A 16,323-nucleotide genomic window follows, 5' to 3' on the forward strand; every position below is an offset into this window, starting at 1 on the left:
ATCATGGCAACATTAACTGAAGTTAAAAATGGTGTTCGAATTGAAAAAGATTTTTTAGGTGAAAAAGAAGTACCAAACTATGCATACTACGGCGTACAAACAATGCGTGCAGTTGAAAATTTCCCAATTACAGGATACAAAATCCATGAAGGCTTAATTAGAGCGTTCGCAATTGTAAAAAAAGCAGCAGCACTTGCGAATACAGATGTAGGAAGATTGGAATTGAACAAGGGTGGCGTGATTGCAGAAGCTGCTCAAGAAATTCTTGATGGAAAATGGCATGATCATTTCATCGTAGATCCAATTCAAGGCGGAGCAGGTACTTCAATGAACATGAATGCAAATGAAGTCATTGCCAATCGTGCTCTTGAATTATTAGGAATGGAAAAGGGAGACTATCACTATATTAGTCCAAATAGTCATGTAAACATGGCGCAATCAACAAATGATGCATTCCCAACGGCGATTCATATCGCAACGTTAAATGCATTAGAAGGCTTATTACAAACGATGGGTTATATGCATGATGTATTTGAATTAAAAGCAGAACAGTTCGATCATGTGATTAAAATGGGTCGTACACATTTACAAGATGCTGTGCCAATTCGTCTTGGACAAGAGTTTAAAGCATACTCTCGCGTACTTGAACGTGATATGAAACGAATTCAACAATCACGTCAACACTTATATGAAGTGAACATGGGAGCAACTGCAGTTGGTACAGGCTTAAATGCAGACCCAGAATATATTGAAGCAGTTGTAAAACATTTAGCTGCAATTAGTGAACTACCACTAGTTGGTGCAGAAGACTTAGTAGATGCAACGCAAAATACAGATGCATACACAGAAGTATCTGCAGCACTTAAAGTATGTATGATGAATATGTCTAAAATTGCGAATGACCTTCGCTTAATGGCATCAGGTCCACGTGTTGGTTTAGCAGAAATTATGTTACCAGCTCGTCAGCCAGGTTCATCTATTATGCCAGGGAAAGTAAACCCTGTTATGCCAGAAGTTATTAACCAAATTGCGTTCCAAGTAATTGGTAATGACCATACAATTTGCCTTGCTTCAGAAGCAGGACAATTAGAATTAAACGTTATGGAACCAGTACTTGTTTTCAACTTACTGCAATCAATTAGCATTATGAATAACGGTTTCCGTGCCTTTACAGATAATTGCTTAAAAGGAATTGAAGCGAATGAAGATCGCTTAAAAGAGTATGTTGAGAAAAGTGTAGGAATTATTACAGCCGTGAACCCTCATATCGGTTATGAAGCTGCAGCTCGCGTTGCGAAAGAAGCAATCGCGACAGGGCAATCCGTTCGAGAACTTTGTGTGAAAAATGGTGTACTGTCACAAGAAGACTTAGAGTTAATTCTAGATCCATTTGAAATGACACATCCAGGGATTGCAGGAGCAACTCTTTTAAAGAAAAATTAAAAGAAGAGGGGGGACAAGCCCCTCTTTTTTGTTTACAATATAGAAATGCTATATATGAATAGAGGTAGGGATGTTATGAGCAAGTTTACAGTAGCTTCTAATGGTGCATTAGAAACAACATTAAGAGGAGCAGAAGTATTATCAACACCACTTTTAAATAAAGGGGTAGCTTTCACACAAAATGAAAGAGAAGAGTTAGGTTTAAAAGGGTTATTACCGCCAGCGGTTTTAACGTTAGAAGAACAGGCACGCCGAGCATACGAACAATTTAGTTCTCAGCCGGATGATTTATTAAAGAATGTATACTTAACTGCGTTACATGATCGAAATGAAGTATTATTTTATCGTATATTAACAGATCATTTACGTGAAATGTTACCGATTGTATATACACCAACTGTCGGTGTAGCAATTCAAAGATATAGTCATGAATATCGTAAACCACGTGGTGTTTATTTATCGATTAACGATCCATCAGGTATTGAAGAAGCATTCACCAATATTGGTGCAACAGCTGAGAACATTGATTTAGTCGTTGTAACAGATGGAGAAGGCATATTAGGAATTGGTGACTGGGGCGTTGGTGGTATTAACATTGCAATCGGAAAGCTAGCTGTTTATACGGCCGCAGTTGGAATCGATCCTAGCCGCGTATTACCGGTAATTTTAGATGTAGGTACAAACCGTGAGGAACTATTAAACAATCCATTTTATATTGGAAATCGTCACCCTCGTATAACAGGTGAAGCTTACGATGAATTTATTGATACGTTTGTACAAGCGGTAAATAAACAATTCCCGAAAGCACTTTTACATTGGGAAGACTTTAGCTCTCGTAACGCACGAAAAATTTTAGATAAATACCGTCATGACGTTTGTACGTTTAATGATGATATTCAAGGTACAGGTGCAGTTTCACTTGCGGCAGTATTATCGGCAGTGAAAGCTTCTGGTGTACCGCTAAGTGAACACCGCGTTGTTGTATTTGGTGCTGGTACGGCTGGAATCGGTATCGCAGATCAAGTTAGAGATGCGATGGTCCGCGTAGGTGTATCTGAAGAAGAATCATATAAGCGTTTTTGGTGTATTGATCGTAACGGGTTAGTTACAGATAATATGGAAGATCTTCTTGATTTCCAAATTCCGTACGCAAGAAAAGAAGCAGAAGTAAGTGAGTGGAAAGAAAATGATGTGATCGGACTTGCTAAAGTTGTGAAACATGTAAAACCGACAATTTTAATTGGTACATCTACTGTTGCAGGTGCATTTAAAGAAGAGATTATTAAAGAAATGGCTTCTCACGTAGAAAGACCAATCATTTTACCAATGTCGAATCCGACGCCACTTGCTGAAGCAAAACCAGCAGATTTAATCGAGTGGACAGAAGGAAGAGCGTTAGTTGCAACAGGAAGTCCATTTGAACCAGTTACATATAACGGTGTAACGTATGTGATTGGACAATCAAATAATGCACTTATTTTCCCAGGGCTTGGTCTTGGAACAATTGTAGTACGAGCAAGCGTCATGACGGATGGAATGTTCGCAGCGGCTGCTGAAGCAGTTGCAAGTATGGTAGATACAAGTCAGCCAGGAGCATCTATTTTACCAGAGGTCGAAGAATTACGTAATATCTCAGAAATGGTTGCAATTGAAGTAGCGAAAGTTGCAGTTGCAGAAGGTGTTGCAAGAGTGAACTTAAGTGATAACGATATCAAGATGGCAGTGCAAGAAGCAATGTGGAAGCCAGAGTATCGCCAAATAAAAGCGGTAGAAAAGGTTAGAATATAGAAAAAAAGCCCGTTTATAACAATAAGCGGGCTTTCACTTTTACTACTGAAAAAAGTATAGGAAGTGTCACCTTTGAATTGGAATCAATTATGGAAGAAAGATATGTCCCTTTTAATTATATTAATGGTCGTTGTTCCGATTGCTGGGGAGCTGAACTTTCATCCCTTTAATGATACGTTTCGAGTTAGTTTCGGTACACCGCTATTCTTCTTTTTATTATTATTTTTAAGAAGAGTACCAGCAGGAGTTGCAGGTATTCTTGTTGGTATATCTGTAGTCTTATTCCGAGTATGTCTTGACTGGATCATGCAAGGTTCATTTCATATGACAGAATCATTTTATTTGCGTTATCCTGTGTTCTTCTATTATTTTATTTATGGCAGTTTTTTTTCGCTTTGTAGGGTAAATAAGTTCCATCAGAAACCAATCATTATTGGATGCCTTGGAATTTCAATTGAAATTGTTGCAAGTATGTCAGAACTTGCGTTTTATCACATGTTAGTACTAGGTACAACAATAACGATTTCTGAAGTGAATAAACTTATTATTATTGCTATTTTTCGTAGTTTCTTTGCACTTGGTTTTTTAAATATGATGAATTTATATGAAACGAAATTAAAAGAATCGCAAGTTCGAAAAGAAAATGAAAATATGTTAATGCATCTTTCTAATTTATATGTGGAATCTGTTCATTTGAAAAAGACGTTACAAAATGCGGAGTTAATTACACAAGAAGCATATCAACTATATCGAAATTTACAAGTAAGCGCTGATTCAAGTAGTAAAACAGCATTGAAAATAGCGGGGGAAGTGCATGAAATAAAAAAGGATAATCAAAGGATATTTGCAGGATTATCTAAACTGTTATTAGATAAAAATGTGGCTGAATATGTAGAAGGACATGAGTTAGCAGAAATGATTGTTAGAATAAACGAGAAGTATGCTGAAATGCTAGAAAAGGATATACGTTTTTCTAAACATATAGAAGGTGAGCATGCTGCATACCACGTGTATACAGTTCTATCAATTTTTAATAACCTCGCTGCAAATGCAGTTGAAGCAATTGAAGATAAAGGTGTCGTTATTATTAAGCTATATAAAAGAGATCAACATATATTTTTTGAAGTAATTGACGATGGACCTGGTATTGCACAAAAGTATAAGAAATTAGTATTTAAGCCAGGATTTACTTCCAAGTATGATCAAACGGGAACACCGTCAACTGGTATTGGGCTTTCTTACATAAATGAAATGGTAACAGAGCTAGGCGGAGAAGTGAGATTAGAAGGCCGAGAAAATAAAAGAGGATGTAAGTTTATCGTTTGTTTACCAGAGGGTAGTTTAAAGCGGGAAGGGGAATAGATTTGTTTTATTATATCGTAGACGATGATGAAGTTTTCCGTTCGATGCTTTCGCAAATTATTGAAGATGGAGATCTTGGAGAAGTAATTGGTGAGGCGGATGACGGAGCTTTTATTGAAGCGGATCAACTAAATTTTAAAAAAGTAGATATTTTATTTATTGATTTGTTGATGCCGATGAGGGACGGAATTGAAACAGTTCGTCACATTGCGTCAACTTTCACGGGGAAAATCATTATGATTTCTCAAGTGGAATCGAAGCAGCTTATAGGTGAGGCATATACACTTGGTGTAGAATATTATATCACAAAACCATTAAATAAAATCGAAGTTGTATCTGTTGTACGCAAAGTGATGGAGCGTATTAGATTGGAGCGTTCTATACATGATATTCAAAAATCATTGAATAACGTGTTTCAGTGGGAAAAACCGCAATTGCGTACTGAACCAGTGCAAGAAGGAAAAAAGATAGGGGATTTAGGACGCTTTTTACTATCAGAACTCGGTATTGCGGGAGAGAATGGAAGTAAAGATTTACTTAGTATGCTGGAATATTTATATGGTCAAGAAAAGGCACAGACATTTGAGTTTGGCTTTCCTGCGTTAAAAGAAATTTTTCATCATATTACGATAAGGAAATTAGGGGATCTAGCTTTAGGTGCGGATATTGATAAAGAGAAAAAAGCGTCTGAACAAAGAGTACGTCGAGCTATTTATCAGTCGTTAAATCATTTGGCTTCTTTAGGACTAACAGACTTTTCAAATCCAAAATTTGAAAGCTATGCTCCAAAATTTTTCGATTTCACCGTAGTTAGAAAACGGATGACAGAAATGACGAAAGATGAACTCGCATCTTCTGGTCATACGCGAATTAATACGAAGAAGTTTATTCAAGTGTTGTATTTTGAGGCGAAGAGGTTGATGGAGATAGAGTGAAGAAGATGCTTATAAATAAGCATCTTTTTTTGTTAAATCAACATTTTATATTTTCTCGTGGAGCATGTAAAATGTTAAGTAAGAGAAAATGGTTTTATATTAAGGAAGTGTCAAAGCGATGAGTTTCACATTGAATAAATCGATTATTAAAGAAGTGTGCGGAGAGACCTCATATAAAAGAGGTGAAACCTATTATAAATCAAATAAAGTGATAATAGATCATTACGATGAAAATAAAGAAATTTGTGAGGCGACAGTAAAAGGGAACGAGGATTTCCATGTTACAGTAGCAAAAGCCAAAAAGGGTGATGTTGTTGCAAAATGTAGTTGTCCTTCATTAGCGTCTTTTCAAACGTACTGTCAACATGTTGCAGCAGTATTAATACAAATAAACTATAATCAACAAACAGGTGGAATGAGCTCCACTAGTAACAGAAATGATCAATTGACAAGTGGTATGTTTCAGCTGTTTGCAGACAAACCACTGAGGCCAAAAAGTAAACAACACCGTTTTGATACACGTGAAATATTAGATGTTGAGTTTATATGTACACCAGTAGCTACGAGAAGTGGTGGTGCTCTTCTTGGAATTCAATTGAAACTTGCCAAGGTGTATTTCATAAATCATATTAGAGAATTTCTTTCTAAGGTGGAGAAAAGAGAGTCTTTTCATTGTTCAAATGAATTTACATATACACCAGATGTACATAGTTTTAAACAAGAAACGGATGCAATTATTCAGCAGCTCATTAAAATGTATCATAACGAAAAAATGTATGAGGATGCGCTAGAAGTACATGCGAAACAAGATGAAAGTATGATATTTATACCACCAGCTTCATGGAAAGATATGCTCTCTTCACTTTCTAAAGTTGAATATGTACAGCTGAAACAAAATAAACAACTGTTTCAGGGATTACAAGTTTCAAAAGGTTTGTTGCCGTTACACTTTGAATTTACGAAGGGAAATAATGGCGGATTTACACTTCATATAGATGGTCTAAATCGTGTACAAGTTATGGATATGTATAACAATGCACTTTATGGTGGGAAATTATATCACTTACACATTGAAGATTGTATGCGACTTATTGAATTACAAAAGATGATGAGTCGCTCAAATAGTAATCAGTTTTATATTCCAGAAAGTAAGATGGAACATTTCGTCGCGAAAGTTGTACCAGGATTAATGAAGCTCGGAACTGTACACATTGATGAAGTAATATCGGATCGTGTTGAAACACCTTCGCTAAAAGCGAAATTGTATTTAGACCGCGTGAAAAATCGCTTATTAGCAGGTCTTGAATTTCACTATGGGAACGTCATGATTAATCCGCTAGAAGAGGATGGACAGCCGTCTGTTTTTAATCGTGATGAGAAAAAAGAAAAAGAGATTTTAGACATTATGAGTGAAAGTGCCTTTGCAAAAACAGAAGGCGGTTACTTTATGCATAATGAAGAAGCTGAGTATAACTTTTTATATCACGTCGTGCCAACATTAAAAGGTTTAGTTGATATTTATGCGACGACAGCAATCAAATTGCGAATTAGTAAAGGGGATGCAGTTCCTCTTATTAGAGTGAGAAGAAAAGAAAGAATTGATTGGTTGTCATTTCGTTTTGATATAAAAGGAATACCAGAAGCAGAAATTAAAGGTGTATTAGCGGCCCTTGAAGAGAAACGTAAATATTATCGATTGGCGAACGGTTCGTTTTTGTCGCTAGAGAGTAAAGAGTTTAATGAAATTAATCAGTTTATAAAAGAATCAGGTATTCGGAAAGAATTTTTACATGGAGAAGAGGTAAATGTTCCGCTTATTCGGAGTGTAAAATGGATGAACGGACTTCATGAAGGCAATGTTTTAAGTTTGGATGATTCAGTTCAAGAGTTAGTAGAAAACATTCAAAACCCGAAAAAATTAAAGTTTGCTGTGCCAAATACTTTAAATGCAGAAATGAGAAAGTATCAAGTATATGGGTTCGAATGGATGAAAACACTTGCTCATTACCGTTTTGGCGGTATTTTAGCAGATGATATGGGACTTGGAAAAACGTTGCAAAGCATTGCTTTTATAGATTCTGTTTTGACTGAGATTCGAGAAAAGAAACTGCCAATATTAGTCGTTTCACCATCATCTCTTGTTTATAATTGGTTTAGTGAATTGAAAAAATTCGCCCCGCATATTAGAGCAGTTATTGCAGATGGAAACCAAGCAGAGCGCCGGAAAATTTTGAAAGATATAACGGAATTTGATGTCGTAATCACGTCATATCCATTACTGAGAAGAGATATAAGATTATATGCAAGACCATTTCATACACTATTTCTTGATGAAGCACAGGCGTTTAAAAACCCTACAACGCAAACGGCAAGAGCTGTGAAAACAATTCAAGCTGAATACCGTTTCGGACTAACTGGTACACCTGTAGAAAATTCATTAGAAGAGCTATGGTCTATCTTCCATGTCGTCTTCCCGGAATTATTACCAGGAAGAAAAGAGTTCGGTGATTTAAGGCGTGAAGATATAGCGAAGCGAGTGAAACCATTCGTATTAAGACGATTAAAAGGGGACGTATTAAATGAGTTGCCAGAGAAAATAGAGCACTTACAATCATCGGAGTTATTACCCGATCAAAAGAGTCTCTATGCTGCTTATTTAGCGAAGTTAAGGGAAGAAACGTTAAAGCATTTAGACAAAGACACGTTACGTAAAAATAAAATTAGAATTTTAGCTGGTTTAACGAGATTGCGACAAATTTGTTGTCATCCCGCTTTATTTGTTGATGATTACAAAGGAAGTTCAGCTAAATTTGAACAACTGTTAGAGATTTTAGAGGAATGTAGAAGTACAGGGAAGAGAATATTAATTTTTTCTCAATTTACGAAGATGCTTTCCATTATTGGTCGTGAGTTAAATCGACAAGCAATTCCATACTTTTATTTAGACGGGAGTACACCAGCGCAGGATCGTGTAGAGCTGTGCGATCGGTTTAACGAAGGAGAAGGAGATCTATTTCTCATTTCTTTAAAAGCTGGTGGTACCGGACTTAATTTAACTGGTGCAGATACAGTAATATTATATGATTTATGGTGGAATCCAGCTGTTGAACAACAAGCGGCCGATAGGGCGTATCGAATGGGACAAAAAAATACAGTGCAAGTTATAAAGCTAGTAGCTCAGGGAACAATTGAGGAGAAAATGCATGAACTGCAAGAAAGTAAGAAAAATTTAATCGCTGAAGTGATTGAGCCGGGAGAAGAGAAATTGTCCTCAATCACAGAGGAAGAAATTCGAGATATTTTAATGATTTAATATAAAAAAGCTATGCCTTCAAATTTATGAGGGCATAGCTTTTTTGTTGTAATAATTATATTTTGTTTTGTACAAAGTAAAGAAATCAAATGTTATTTAAATTACTTCTTTGTACCTTTACTTTTGTATGGTTTGGCAGCTGCCTTTTTCTTTGCACTTGATTGCCAACGGTTCCATCCTTTACTTCCTGTACCTTGTCCTACACCTTTTTTCGGTTTTGCTTTCGTTTTACTCATATGATCACTCCGTTATATAAAAATCTTATTTGATAATAGTCAATGATTTAGAAAATACTCTTTATAAATGACTATGATTGCTTTAAGTAAAAATAAACTGCTTGAATGCTATAGTATAACATGAATTTGCAAGTAAACTGAAAGGAATTATAAAGAAAATGAAAATAATAAGAAATACTGCAGATTCTATATTCCGAACGATCACATTAATTGTTGTGTATACGTTAGTTTCGGTCAGTGAAACATTTTTTGGATTGACGAGGCAGAAAAAATAAAGATGTTAAATTAACAACAATCAATAAAGCCGTAAAATAAAGAATTGAAAAACATTTTAAAACTTTTTGTTGACTTTCTTTATTTTTTGTATAGAATAATCATTAATAAAATGTTTCAGAGATGTGACAACAAAACGACTATGAAAGGACGAGTAGTAGTAGGACGTAGTTTAAGCGAGTCAGGGGTGGTGTGAGCCTGATACGAAGCCTATTATGAAGAACCTCCTGGAGTTGCTAACCGAAATCCTTTATAGGAAAGTAGACTTAGCCGGGAACTTCGCCGTTACAAGAAGAACAGTATCGAGATATTTCATCTCCGTATTGTATAAGTGAGCAACCTCTGTTGCTAATTTGGGTGGTACCGCGGAACCAAAGCCTTTCGTCCCAGTTTTTTGGGAAAGAAGGGCTTTTTTTGTTGGCTTCTTTTCACAACATCCAAACATTTTAGGAGGAAACCACCATGTATCAATCATTAATGACAGTAAGAGAGACTCAAATCGCAATTAAGGAAGTTAAAACATTCTTCGAGGACCAATTAGCAAAACGCCTTGAACTATTCCGCGTATCTGCACCATTATTCGTAACGAAAAAATCAGGATTAAACGATCACCTAAACGGTGTAGAACGCCCAATTGAATTTGATATGTTACATTCAGGAGAAGAATTAGAAATTGTTCATTCACTAGCGAAATGGAAACGATTTGCATTACATGAATACGGATACGAAGCTGGTGAAGGTTTATATACAAACATGAACGCGATCCGTCGTGATGAAGAACTTGATGCAACGCATTCCATTTACGTTGACCAATGGGATTGGGAAAAAATCGTTCAAAAAGAATGGCGTACTGTCGATTACTTACAAAAAACAGTACAAACAATTTATGGAATATTCAAAGATTTAGAAGATCATTTATTTGAAAAATATCCGTTCCTTGGAAAGTATTTACCAGAAGAGATTGTTTTCATTACTTCCCAAGAACTAGAAGATAAATATCCAGAATTAACACCGAAAGATCGTGAACATGCAATTGCAAAAGAACACGGTGCAGTCTTCATTATCGGAATTGGTGATGCACTTCGTTCAGGTGAAAAGCATGACGGACGCGCAGCTGATTATGACGATTGGAAATTAAACGGTGACATTTTATTCTGGCACCCAGTACTACAATCTTCATTTGAGTTATCATCAATGGGAATTCGTGTTGATAGTAAATCGCTTGATGAGCAGTTAACGAAAACTGGTGAAGACTTCAAACGTGAGTATGATTTCCATAAAGGTATATTAGAAGACGTACTACCATTAACAATCGGCGGTGGCATTGGACAATCAAGAATGTGCATGTACTTCTTACGTAAAGCACATATCGGTGAAGTTCAATCTTCTGTATGGCCTGACGATTTACGTGCAGCTTGTAAAAAAGAAAACATTCATCTGTTTTAATAGAAGTGAGGGAATAGCTTAAATATAGAGCTATTCCCTCTTTTTTAAATTGTGTAAACGAATGGTTTACAGAGAGTTTTACTAATGGTTTCTTTCATTTATATCTCTTTTTATGTAATAATTTGTTAAAGGAGGGGACGTTATGAGCATAGGAGAGCAGCTAAAAAAACTACGAGAATCAAAGGGGTTTTCGCAAGAGGATGTTGCTAAAAAGATTGGTGTGACGAGGCAAGCAGTGTACAAATGGGAAAATGATAAAAGTTATCCTGATATTGATAATCTAATTTTACTAAGCGAAATGTACAATGTTACGCTTGATGAGTTAATAAAAGGGAAACAGAATATTAAAGAAAAAATACATATTGATGAAGAAGATGAGGATTTTGAGAAAGAGAATGATTTTGGTTTTTATATTGGGTTTGGATTGCTAATTATGAGTGCATTCATTGATTATGAAGGAATACAAGTATTTGTATTAGGAGTTGCACTATTCATGATGGTTTTTTATTCGAATGTGAAGAAAGTTATTTTGAATGAATATAGATCGTTTTTTCAAGAGAAAGAGCGAAAAGATATATGTGATAAAAAGTGAGAAGAGTTAGTTATATTTCCTAGGAAAGGGTATAACGAATGTTTTCATTGTATTATAATGATTTTAGGATATCGGTAATATGAAAGCTATTTGGGTAGATCCTTGAAATCTATATGTAAAATGATAATAAAGTTATTTAATTTTAAAAGCTCAAACAAGCATAACCCCGTTCTAAAGCTAGGACGGGGTTCAAAATATAATAATAAAATCGCTTAAGAGTCTACGTTTTATTCAATGATAGTGCCTTTTTATAAAACGTCACTTGCTTATTTATTACCGAGTTCTTCCGCTAAACCGATTAAAATTCCTTCGACTCCACGAATGTAGCAGAGACGATACGAGTTCTCGTACTGAACTACTTCGCCAACGAGCTCTGCACCATGCTTAGTGAGTCTCGATACCATTTCGTCAATATCTTGAACGGTGAACATGACGCGTAGATAACCGAGGGCGTTTACAGGAGCTTTTCGGTGATCTGCTATAGTAGGAGGGGTGAGAAATCGCGAAAGTTCAATTCGGCTGTGGCCATCTGGAGTGACCATCATAGCAATCTCTACGCACTGAGAACCGAGTCCAGTTACGCGACCAGCCCATTCACCTTCGACATTGGCTCGACCTTCGAGATTCAAGCCAATCTCCCCAAAGAAAGAGATTGCGTCATCAAGGGATTCTACAACGATGCTGACATTGTCCATTCGTAGTAATTTGTTTTTTGCCATAGTCTTATCTCCTTATGTATAAAAGTTCATTATTTAATCATCCTCATAATTATACTACTAAGTAGTTACAAATTCCTTTCAGTCAAAAACACCTTGTCACAGTATAGGAAAAATTGACAAGGTGTTTTTTTATATGTCATATAGCATCTTGTTAACGAACAGCTTTTATTTAATAGGAAGGAAGTAGATTAATATGATTTTTTTATAAGTGTTACTGAGCATATCAAATTAGCTCATTTGCACTAAAGGCTCAATTTTCGCCATAAATGATTGATGCAGTGCCTCAACACCTGTTACTAAATGAAGGCGGTCAATAACGACAGACACTTTAATTTCTGATGTACTTACCATTTTAATATGAATATCTTCTTCTTTTAAAGTAGTAAACATATTTGCAGCGACACCAGGGTTAGATACCATGCCAGATCCTACGATTGATACTTTTGCTAAATGATTTTCATATTCTACTGCTTCATAGTGAAGTGCCTCTTGATTTTGTTCCAATACTTCTAATGTTTCTCTTAAATCATTAGAATGGATGGAGAAGGAGAGATGAACAGTTCCTTCATTTGTAATACTTTGAATGATGATATCTACATTAATATGTGCCGCTGCTAATGTAGAGAAAACAGTTGAAAGTGAACCTTGTTCTAATCCTTTCACTGTGATGCGTGTAATATTATCTTCAAATGCAATACCTTTAACGATTGATTGTTGTTCCATGTTACATTCTCCTTTTACAATTGTTCCGTTTTCTTGTTCCATACTTGAGCGAACTTCTAAAATGACATTATGATTTTTAGCAAACTCAACAGCACGCGGGTGTAATACACCAGCACCGAGGTTTGCAAGTTCTAACATTTCGTCATAAGAAATTTCATCTAATTTATAAGCATCTTTTACAACTCGTGGATCCGTCGTATATACGCCGGTCACATCTGTGTAAATATCACATTTTTTTGCGTTTAGTGCAGCAGCTAATGCGACAGCAGTTGTATCAGAACCGCCTCGTCCAAGCGTTGTAATTTCAAAATCTTCACTGACTCCTTGGAAACCAGCTACAATAACAATCGTGCCTTTAGTAAGATAAGACTGAATTCGATCTGTATTAATTTCAGTAATCCGTGCACTACTATGTACAGATTCTGTCGTAATACCAGCTTGCCATCCTGTTAATGAAATCGCGTTATACCCTTTTGCTTGTAGTGCCATCGTTAATAATGAAATAGTTACTTGCTCTCCTGTCGATAGAAGCATATCCATTTCGCGTTTACTTGGATTTTCTGTAATTGCGTTAGCAAGTGCGACAAGTTCATCCGTGCTTTTTCCCATTGCTGAAACGACAGAGACAACGCTATGACCTCGTTCATATTCTTCAATAATTAAATTTGCTACATGTTGAATGCGCTCGACGCTCCCGACAGAAGTGCCACCAAATTTTTGAACAATTGTTTCCATTGCAAATTCCTTCTTTCGTCTATTTTTAAGAATAGATTAGGAAATATATAGATCCCAATATTCCTGTAGTTACCAGAAAGACAAACAAAAAACACCATCTCAAATAAGTGAGGATGGTGCTGTTACAGGAAAAGGGAAACAGAAAACGGAGCTAATAAAAAAACCGCCAAAAAAGGAATATCATAAAAAATGATATCTCTTTTTTGTAGATAGCTCTTCATACATACACGTCTGTACATATGACAGTTCTGTTTCTATTCGAAAACAGCCCCAATTGATAAATGCAGAGAAATTTATCAATTTCGGCAATACTTCCTTTCATCTAAGTTCATAGACATCTCTGTGTCTCCATTAGAATACTCATAAGTATTGCAACCTCTATCTCACGTTTTAGGCGAGAGTGTTTGATTTATGAAGTTGTTGGTAACATTTGTTTTATAATAATTTAAATTTTTCGGGGAATCAAGTGTTTTATATATATTTTAAAAATTCTTTCTTTTTTCTGAGGAAGTTTGTGAAAAATGTAGCAAAATAAATTCATTGCATGTACATTAAACTTATAGTGCATAGGAGGTGGGGAGAATGAAAAGGAAACAGCCTATTTATGTTGCGACAAAAATGAACACGACGATGGGGAAATTATGGGAATATATGCAAGAACCAGATATACATACAGAGTGGGATGCTCGCTTTACTGAAATTTCGTATTTAGAGAAAAAAGAAGGAGAACCACAGAAGTTTTTGTATAAAACAAGGATTGGATTTGGGTTTGAAATAGCTGGAGAAGGGGAATCAATAGGTGAAATAAGAAAAGATATTTTAATGCAGTTATGCAATTGGATGAAAAAGAAAATGAAATTGTAGATTATTTTGGCGAACCACATTTACTCGTTTCTACACTGCATTTTCATATCGATGAGTTAGGTGCAATGCATATTTCTTCAAAGAAACAATGGTTTTATATGTTTGGAAGAAAAATTCCGTTACCAAAATTTTTGTATGGTGAGGCAAAAATTGTTGAAAGTTATGATGCAACACTACAGTGTTTTCGAATTCACGTACAAGTACGAAACCCGTTAATTGGCTCGCTTTTTTCATATAAGGGAACATTTGTGGAAAGGAAATAAACGATATGAAAAATATAATATTTGGGCTTGCTTGTTATGTTGTTTTTCTAATATATGAGTGGTCGAATATAAATCCTGTTGAAGCAATTATATTATTATCTGTTTTATTATTTATACCAATGTCACTTTGTATTATTGATAAAAGAAAAAGAGATGGATCGTATTTATTATTTTATAAATTCGTATCGTTTTTATATCCAATCGCAGCAATTTGTACAATGCTAGCTTTCGTCACAAATCACTATGTATTTGCGCTAGTTTGGTTTGTATATACAGGAATTGTTGCGTTATTTGGTGTAAGTAGATTGCTAGAAAGAGGATGGAAGCCGCTAGAAGAGAACGCCATAGATAGTGCGTATATTTATTTGTTTTTAGGTGGTTTTTGGTTTTTTGCTTCAGTAGCAAAACTTTCAATTATGCATTTTAGCTCTGACATTGTTTTACTCACAGCTGCACATTTTCATTATTCGGCGTTTCTATTGCCATTATCAGCTGGTTTAATAGGGAGAAAAAGAGAAAAGAGAAGTAAAGTATATGATGCTATTATGTTTATCATCATGATTTCACCTATGACAGTTGCAATAGGAATTACATACTCGAGAATATTTGAATTTTTTGCAGTGCTTCTATATTTATGTGCGATTTATGGATATGGATTTTACGTTTGGAGAGCAAAATTTAATGCTATCAGTGCAAAGATTCTTTTAATCGTTTCGTCTAGTACACTCATGGTTACAATTGTGTTCTCACTTATATACTCATACGGGAATTTGAAGCATGTAATGACGATTACAATTGCTCAAATGGTTTGGATTCACGGTGTTGTCAACGGAATTGGAGTAGCGTTACCGGCATTTGTCGGCTGGATGATCGAAAAGAGTGTTCCGAATTATAAATACTATGGGAAACCAATGAGTAAATTAAGAGGAAGTGTGGCAATTGGTGAGGCTTTTTTATATAGCGGCAATTTAGTAGGCAGTAAGGAATACAACGGTTTAGTTGATCAAATAACTGATTTTCATAGTGAGTCATTTGACGTGACGAAGGTACCTTTAAGTATTATTCATTTTTATGAAAATACAACAGAGTATGAGTTGCAATCGAATATTAAATGGGCTCGTTGGTTCCGCCTATTTGCATTTTGTTATGAGAAAATGAGCAAGCATGTAGGACAAATACATTTAGGAATGGGCGACAAGTGGGAAACGATGCATGGCTCTATCATTGGTGTAATGGATGAGGAAGATGGAAGAGAGAATGTAAGGGCTTGGCTAAGGAAAAATGAAGCAGGTGAATCTATTTTTGTAGCTCTTTATTCAAAGCATACAGATAAGGATGAGACATATATGAATATCGTCTTGCCTTTACCTTATTCGAATATGACTGGTATTTTGAGGCTATGTAATGATAATCATGATTTAATTATTACTAGTAAGTTAAGAGAAAATGGCCAGGGAGATGAGGGGATTTATTTACATACTCGGTTCTTAACAATCTGTTTACCGTTAGCAGAGACTTTCATCATTACAGAGGGTAAGGATAAAATGTTAACAGCTCATCATAGCATGTGGCTATTTGGACTTGAATTTTTACATATTCATTATAAGATTGAAAAAATTGCACAGAAGTAA

11 protein-coding genes, 2 pseudogenes, 1 riboswitch and 1 other annotated feature are annotated in these 16,323 nt (G+C 35.5%); of the genes and pseudogenes, 10 read left to right on the plus strand and 3 right to left on the minus strand.

What is annotated here, in order from left to right:
• The first annotated feature begins 3 nt into the window (after positions 1 to 3).
• From aspA to BUA87_RS00470, 5 genes are all read left to right on the plus strand, one after another.
• Positions 4 to 1,443, plus strand: coding sequence for an aspartate ammonia-lyase (gene aspA / locus BUA87_RS00450; protein WP_000224200.1), 1,440 nt, complete (start codon positions 4 to 6; stop codon positions 1,441 to 1,443).
• A gap of 75 nt (positions 1,444 to 1,518) precedes the next feature.
• Positions 1,519 to 3,231 (plus strand): oxaloacetate-decarboxylating malate dehydrogenase, encoded by a 1,713-nt coding sequence (malS, locus tag BUA87_RS00455; protein WP_071714495.1) that lies wholly within the window; start codon positions 1,519 to 1,521, stop codon positions 3,229 to 3,231.
• A gap of 63 nt (positions 3,232 to 3,294) precedes the next feature.
• Positions 3,295 to 4,593: a sensor histidine kinase gene (locus BUA87_RS00460; protein WP_002195356.1), complete on the plus strand. Its 1,299-nt coding sequence runs from the start codon at positions 3,295 to 3,297 to the stop codon at positions 4,591 to 4,593.
• Positions 4,594 to 4,595: 2 nt separating this feature from the next.
• Positions 4,596 to 5,528 (plus strand): response regulator, encoded by a 933-nt coding sequence (locus tag BUA87_RS00465; protein ID WP_006918521.1) that lies wholly within the window; start codon positions 4,596 to 4,598, stop codon positions 5,526 to 5,528.
• Between the two features lie 118 nt (positions 5,529 to 5,646).
• Entirely contained in the window at positions 5,647 to 8,841 is a 3,195-nt protein-coding gene (locus tag BUA87_RS00470; RefSeq protein ID WP_071714460.1) for a DEAD/DEAH box helicase, read from the plus strand.
• A 101-nt stretch (positions 8,842 to 8,942) separates the two neighbouring features.
• Here the strand turns inward: BUA87_RS00470 and BUA87_RS00475 are convergent, their stop codons facing one another.
• Positions 8,943 to 9,077, minus strand: a complete 135-nt coding sequence (locus BUA87_RS00475) for a DUF3934 domain-containing protein (RefSeq protein ID WP_000047588.1) — start codon at positions 9,075 to 9,077, stop codon at positions 8,943 to 8,945.
• Between the two features lie 406 nt (positions 9,078 to 9,483).
• Positions 9,484 to 9,742: a binding site (T-box leader), on the plus strand.
• Between the two features lie 70 nt (positions 9,743 to 9,812).
• Between BUA87_RS00475 and asnA the strand changes: the two genes are divergently transcribed.
• Both asnA and BUA87_RS00490 read left to right on the plus strand, forming a co-directional pair.
• Positions 9,813 to 10,796: an aspartate--ammonia ligase gene (asnA, locus tag BUA87_RS00485; protein WP_000284912.1), complete on the plus strand. Its 984-nt coding sequence runs from the start codon at positions 9,813 to 9,815 to the stop codon at positions 10,794 to 10,796.
• A 142-nt stretch (positions 10,797 to 10,938) separates the two neighbouring features.
• Positions 10,939 to 11,388, plus strand: a complete 450-nt coding sequence (locus BUA87_RS00490; protein WP_023521645.1) for a helix-turn-helix domain-containing protein — start codon at positions 10,939 to 10,941, stop codon at positions 11,386 to 11,388.
• Between the two features lie 266 nt (positions 11,389 to 11,654).
• On the opposite strand, the gene BUA87_RS00495 is transcribed toward BUA87_RS00490, so the two are convergent.
• Together BUA87_RS00495 and BUA87_RS00500 are read right to left on the minus strand one after the other, a co-directional pair.
• Entirely contained in the window at positions 11,655 to 12,107 is a 453-nt protein-coding gene (locus tag BUA87_RS00495; protein WP_001107254.1) for a VOC family protein, read from the minus strand.
• Positions 12,108 to 12,335: 228 nt separating this feature from the next.
• The gene (locus tag BUA87_RS00500) at positions 12,336 to 13,565 is read right to left on the minus strand and encodes an aspartate kinase (RefSeq protein WP_016513037.1); all 1,230 of its coding nucleotides are present in this window, start codon (positions 13,563 to 13,565) and stop codon (positions 12,336 to 12,338) included.
• 202 nt (positions 13,566 to 13,767) lie between these two features.
• Positions 13,768 to 13,954, minus strand: a riboswitch (Lysine riboswitch).
• 193 nt (positions 13,955 to 14,147) lie between these two features.
• Between BUA87_RS00500 and BUA87_RS00510 the strand changes: the two are divergent.
• The 3 genes and pseudogenes from BUA87_RS00510 to BUA87_RS00520 form a co-directional block, all read left to right on the plus strand.
• Positions 14,148 to 14,381, plus strand: a pseudogene (locus BUA87_RS00510) (hypothetical protein); the annotation flags it as partial.
• Positions 14,369 to 14,692 (plus strand): annotated as a pseudogene (locus BUA87_RS00515) (DUF4166 domain-containing protein); the annotation flags it as partial. The pseudogenes BUA87_RS00510 and BUA87_RS00515, both read left to right, overlap by 13 nt.
• A gap of 5 nt (positions 14,693 to 14,697) precedes the next feature.
• Entirely contained in the window at positions 14,698 to 16,323 is a 1,626-nt protein-coding gene (locus BUA87_RS00520; RefSeq protein ID WP_072938175.1) for a YndJ family protein, read from the plus strand.

Source organism: Bacillus sp. bc15, from assembly GCF_900142585.1.
In the GTDB taxonomy this organism is placed as follows: domain Bacteria; phylum Bacillota; class Bacilli; order Bacillales; family Bacillaceae_G; genus Bacillus_A; species Bacillus_A cereus.

Excerpts from the sequence above, each read along its gene's own strand:
- aspA (WP_000224200.1), top strand. The coding sequence starts at position 4 with ATGGCAACATTAACTGAAGTTAAAAATGGTGTTCGAATTGAAAAAGAT.
- malS (WP_071714495.1), top strand. The coding sequence starts at position 1,519 with ATGAGCAAGTTTACAGTAGCTTCTAATGGTGCATTAGAAACAACATTA.
- BUA87_RS00470 (WP_071714460.1), top strand. The coding sequence starts at position 5,647 with ATGAGTTTCACATTGAATAAATCGATTATTAAAGAAGTGTGCGGAGAG.
- BUA87_RS00475 (WP_000047588.1), bottom strand. The coding sequence starts at position 9,077 with ATGAGTAAAACGAAAGCAAAACCGAAAAAAGGTGTAGGACAAGGTACA.
- asnA (WP_000284912.1), top strand. The coding sequence starts at position 9,813 with ATGTATCAATCATTAATGACAGTAAGAGAGACTCAAATCGCAATTAAG.
- BUA87_RS00490 (WP_023521645.1), top strand. The coding sequence starts at position 10,939 with ATGAGCATAGGAGAGCAGCTAAAAAAACTACGAGAATCAAAGGGGTTT.
- BUA87_RS00495 (WP_001107254.1), bottom strand. The coding sequence starts at position 12,107 with ATGGCAAAAAACAAATTACTACGAATGGACAATGTCAGCATCGTTGTA.
- BUA87_RS00500 (WP_016513037.1), bottom strand. The coding sequence starts at position 13,565 with ATGGAAACAATTGTTCAAAAATTTGGTGGCACTTCTGTCGGGAGCGTC.
- BUA87_RS00520 (WP_072938175.1), top strand. The coding sequence starts at position 14,698 with ATGAAAAATATAATATTTGGGCTTGCTTGTTATGTTGTTTTTCTAATA.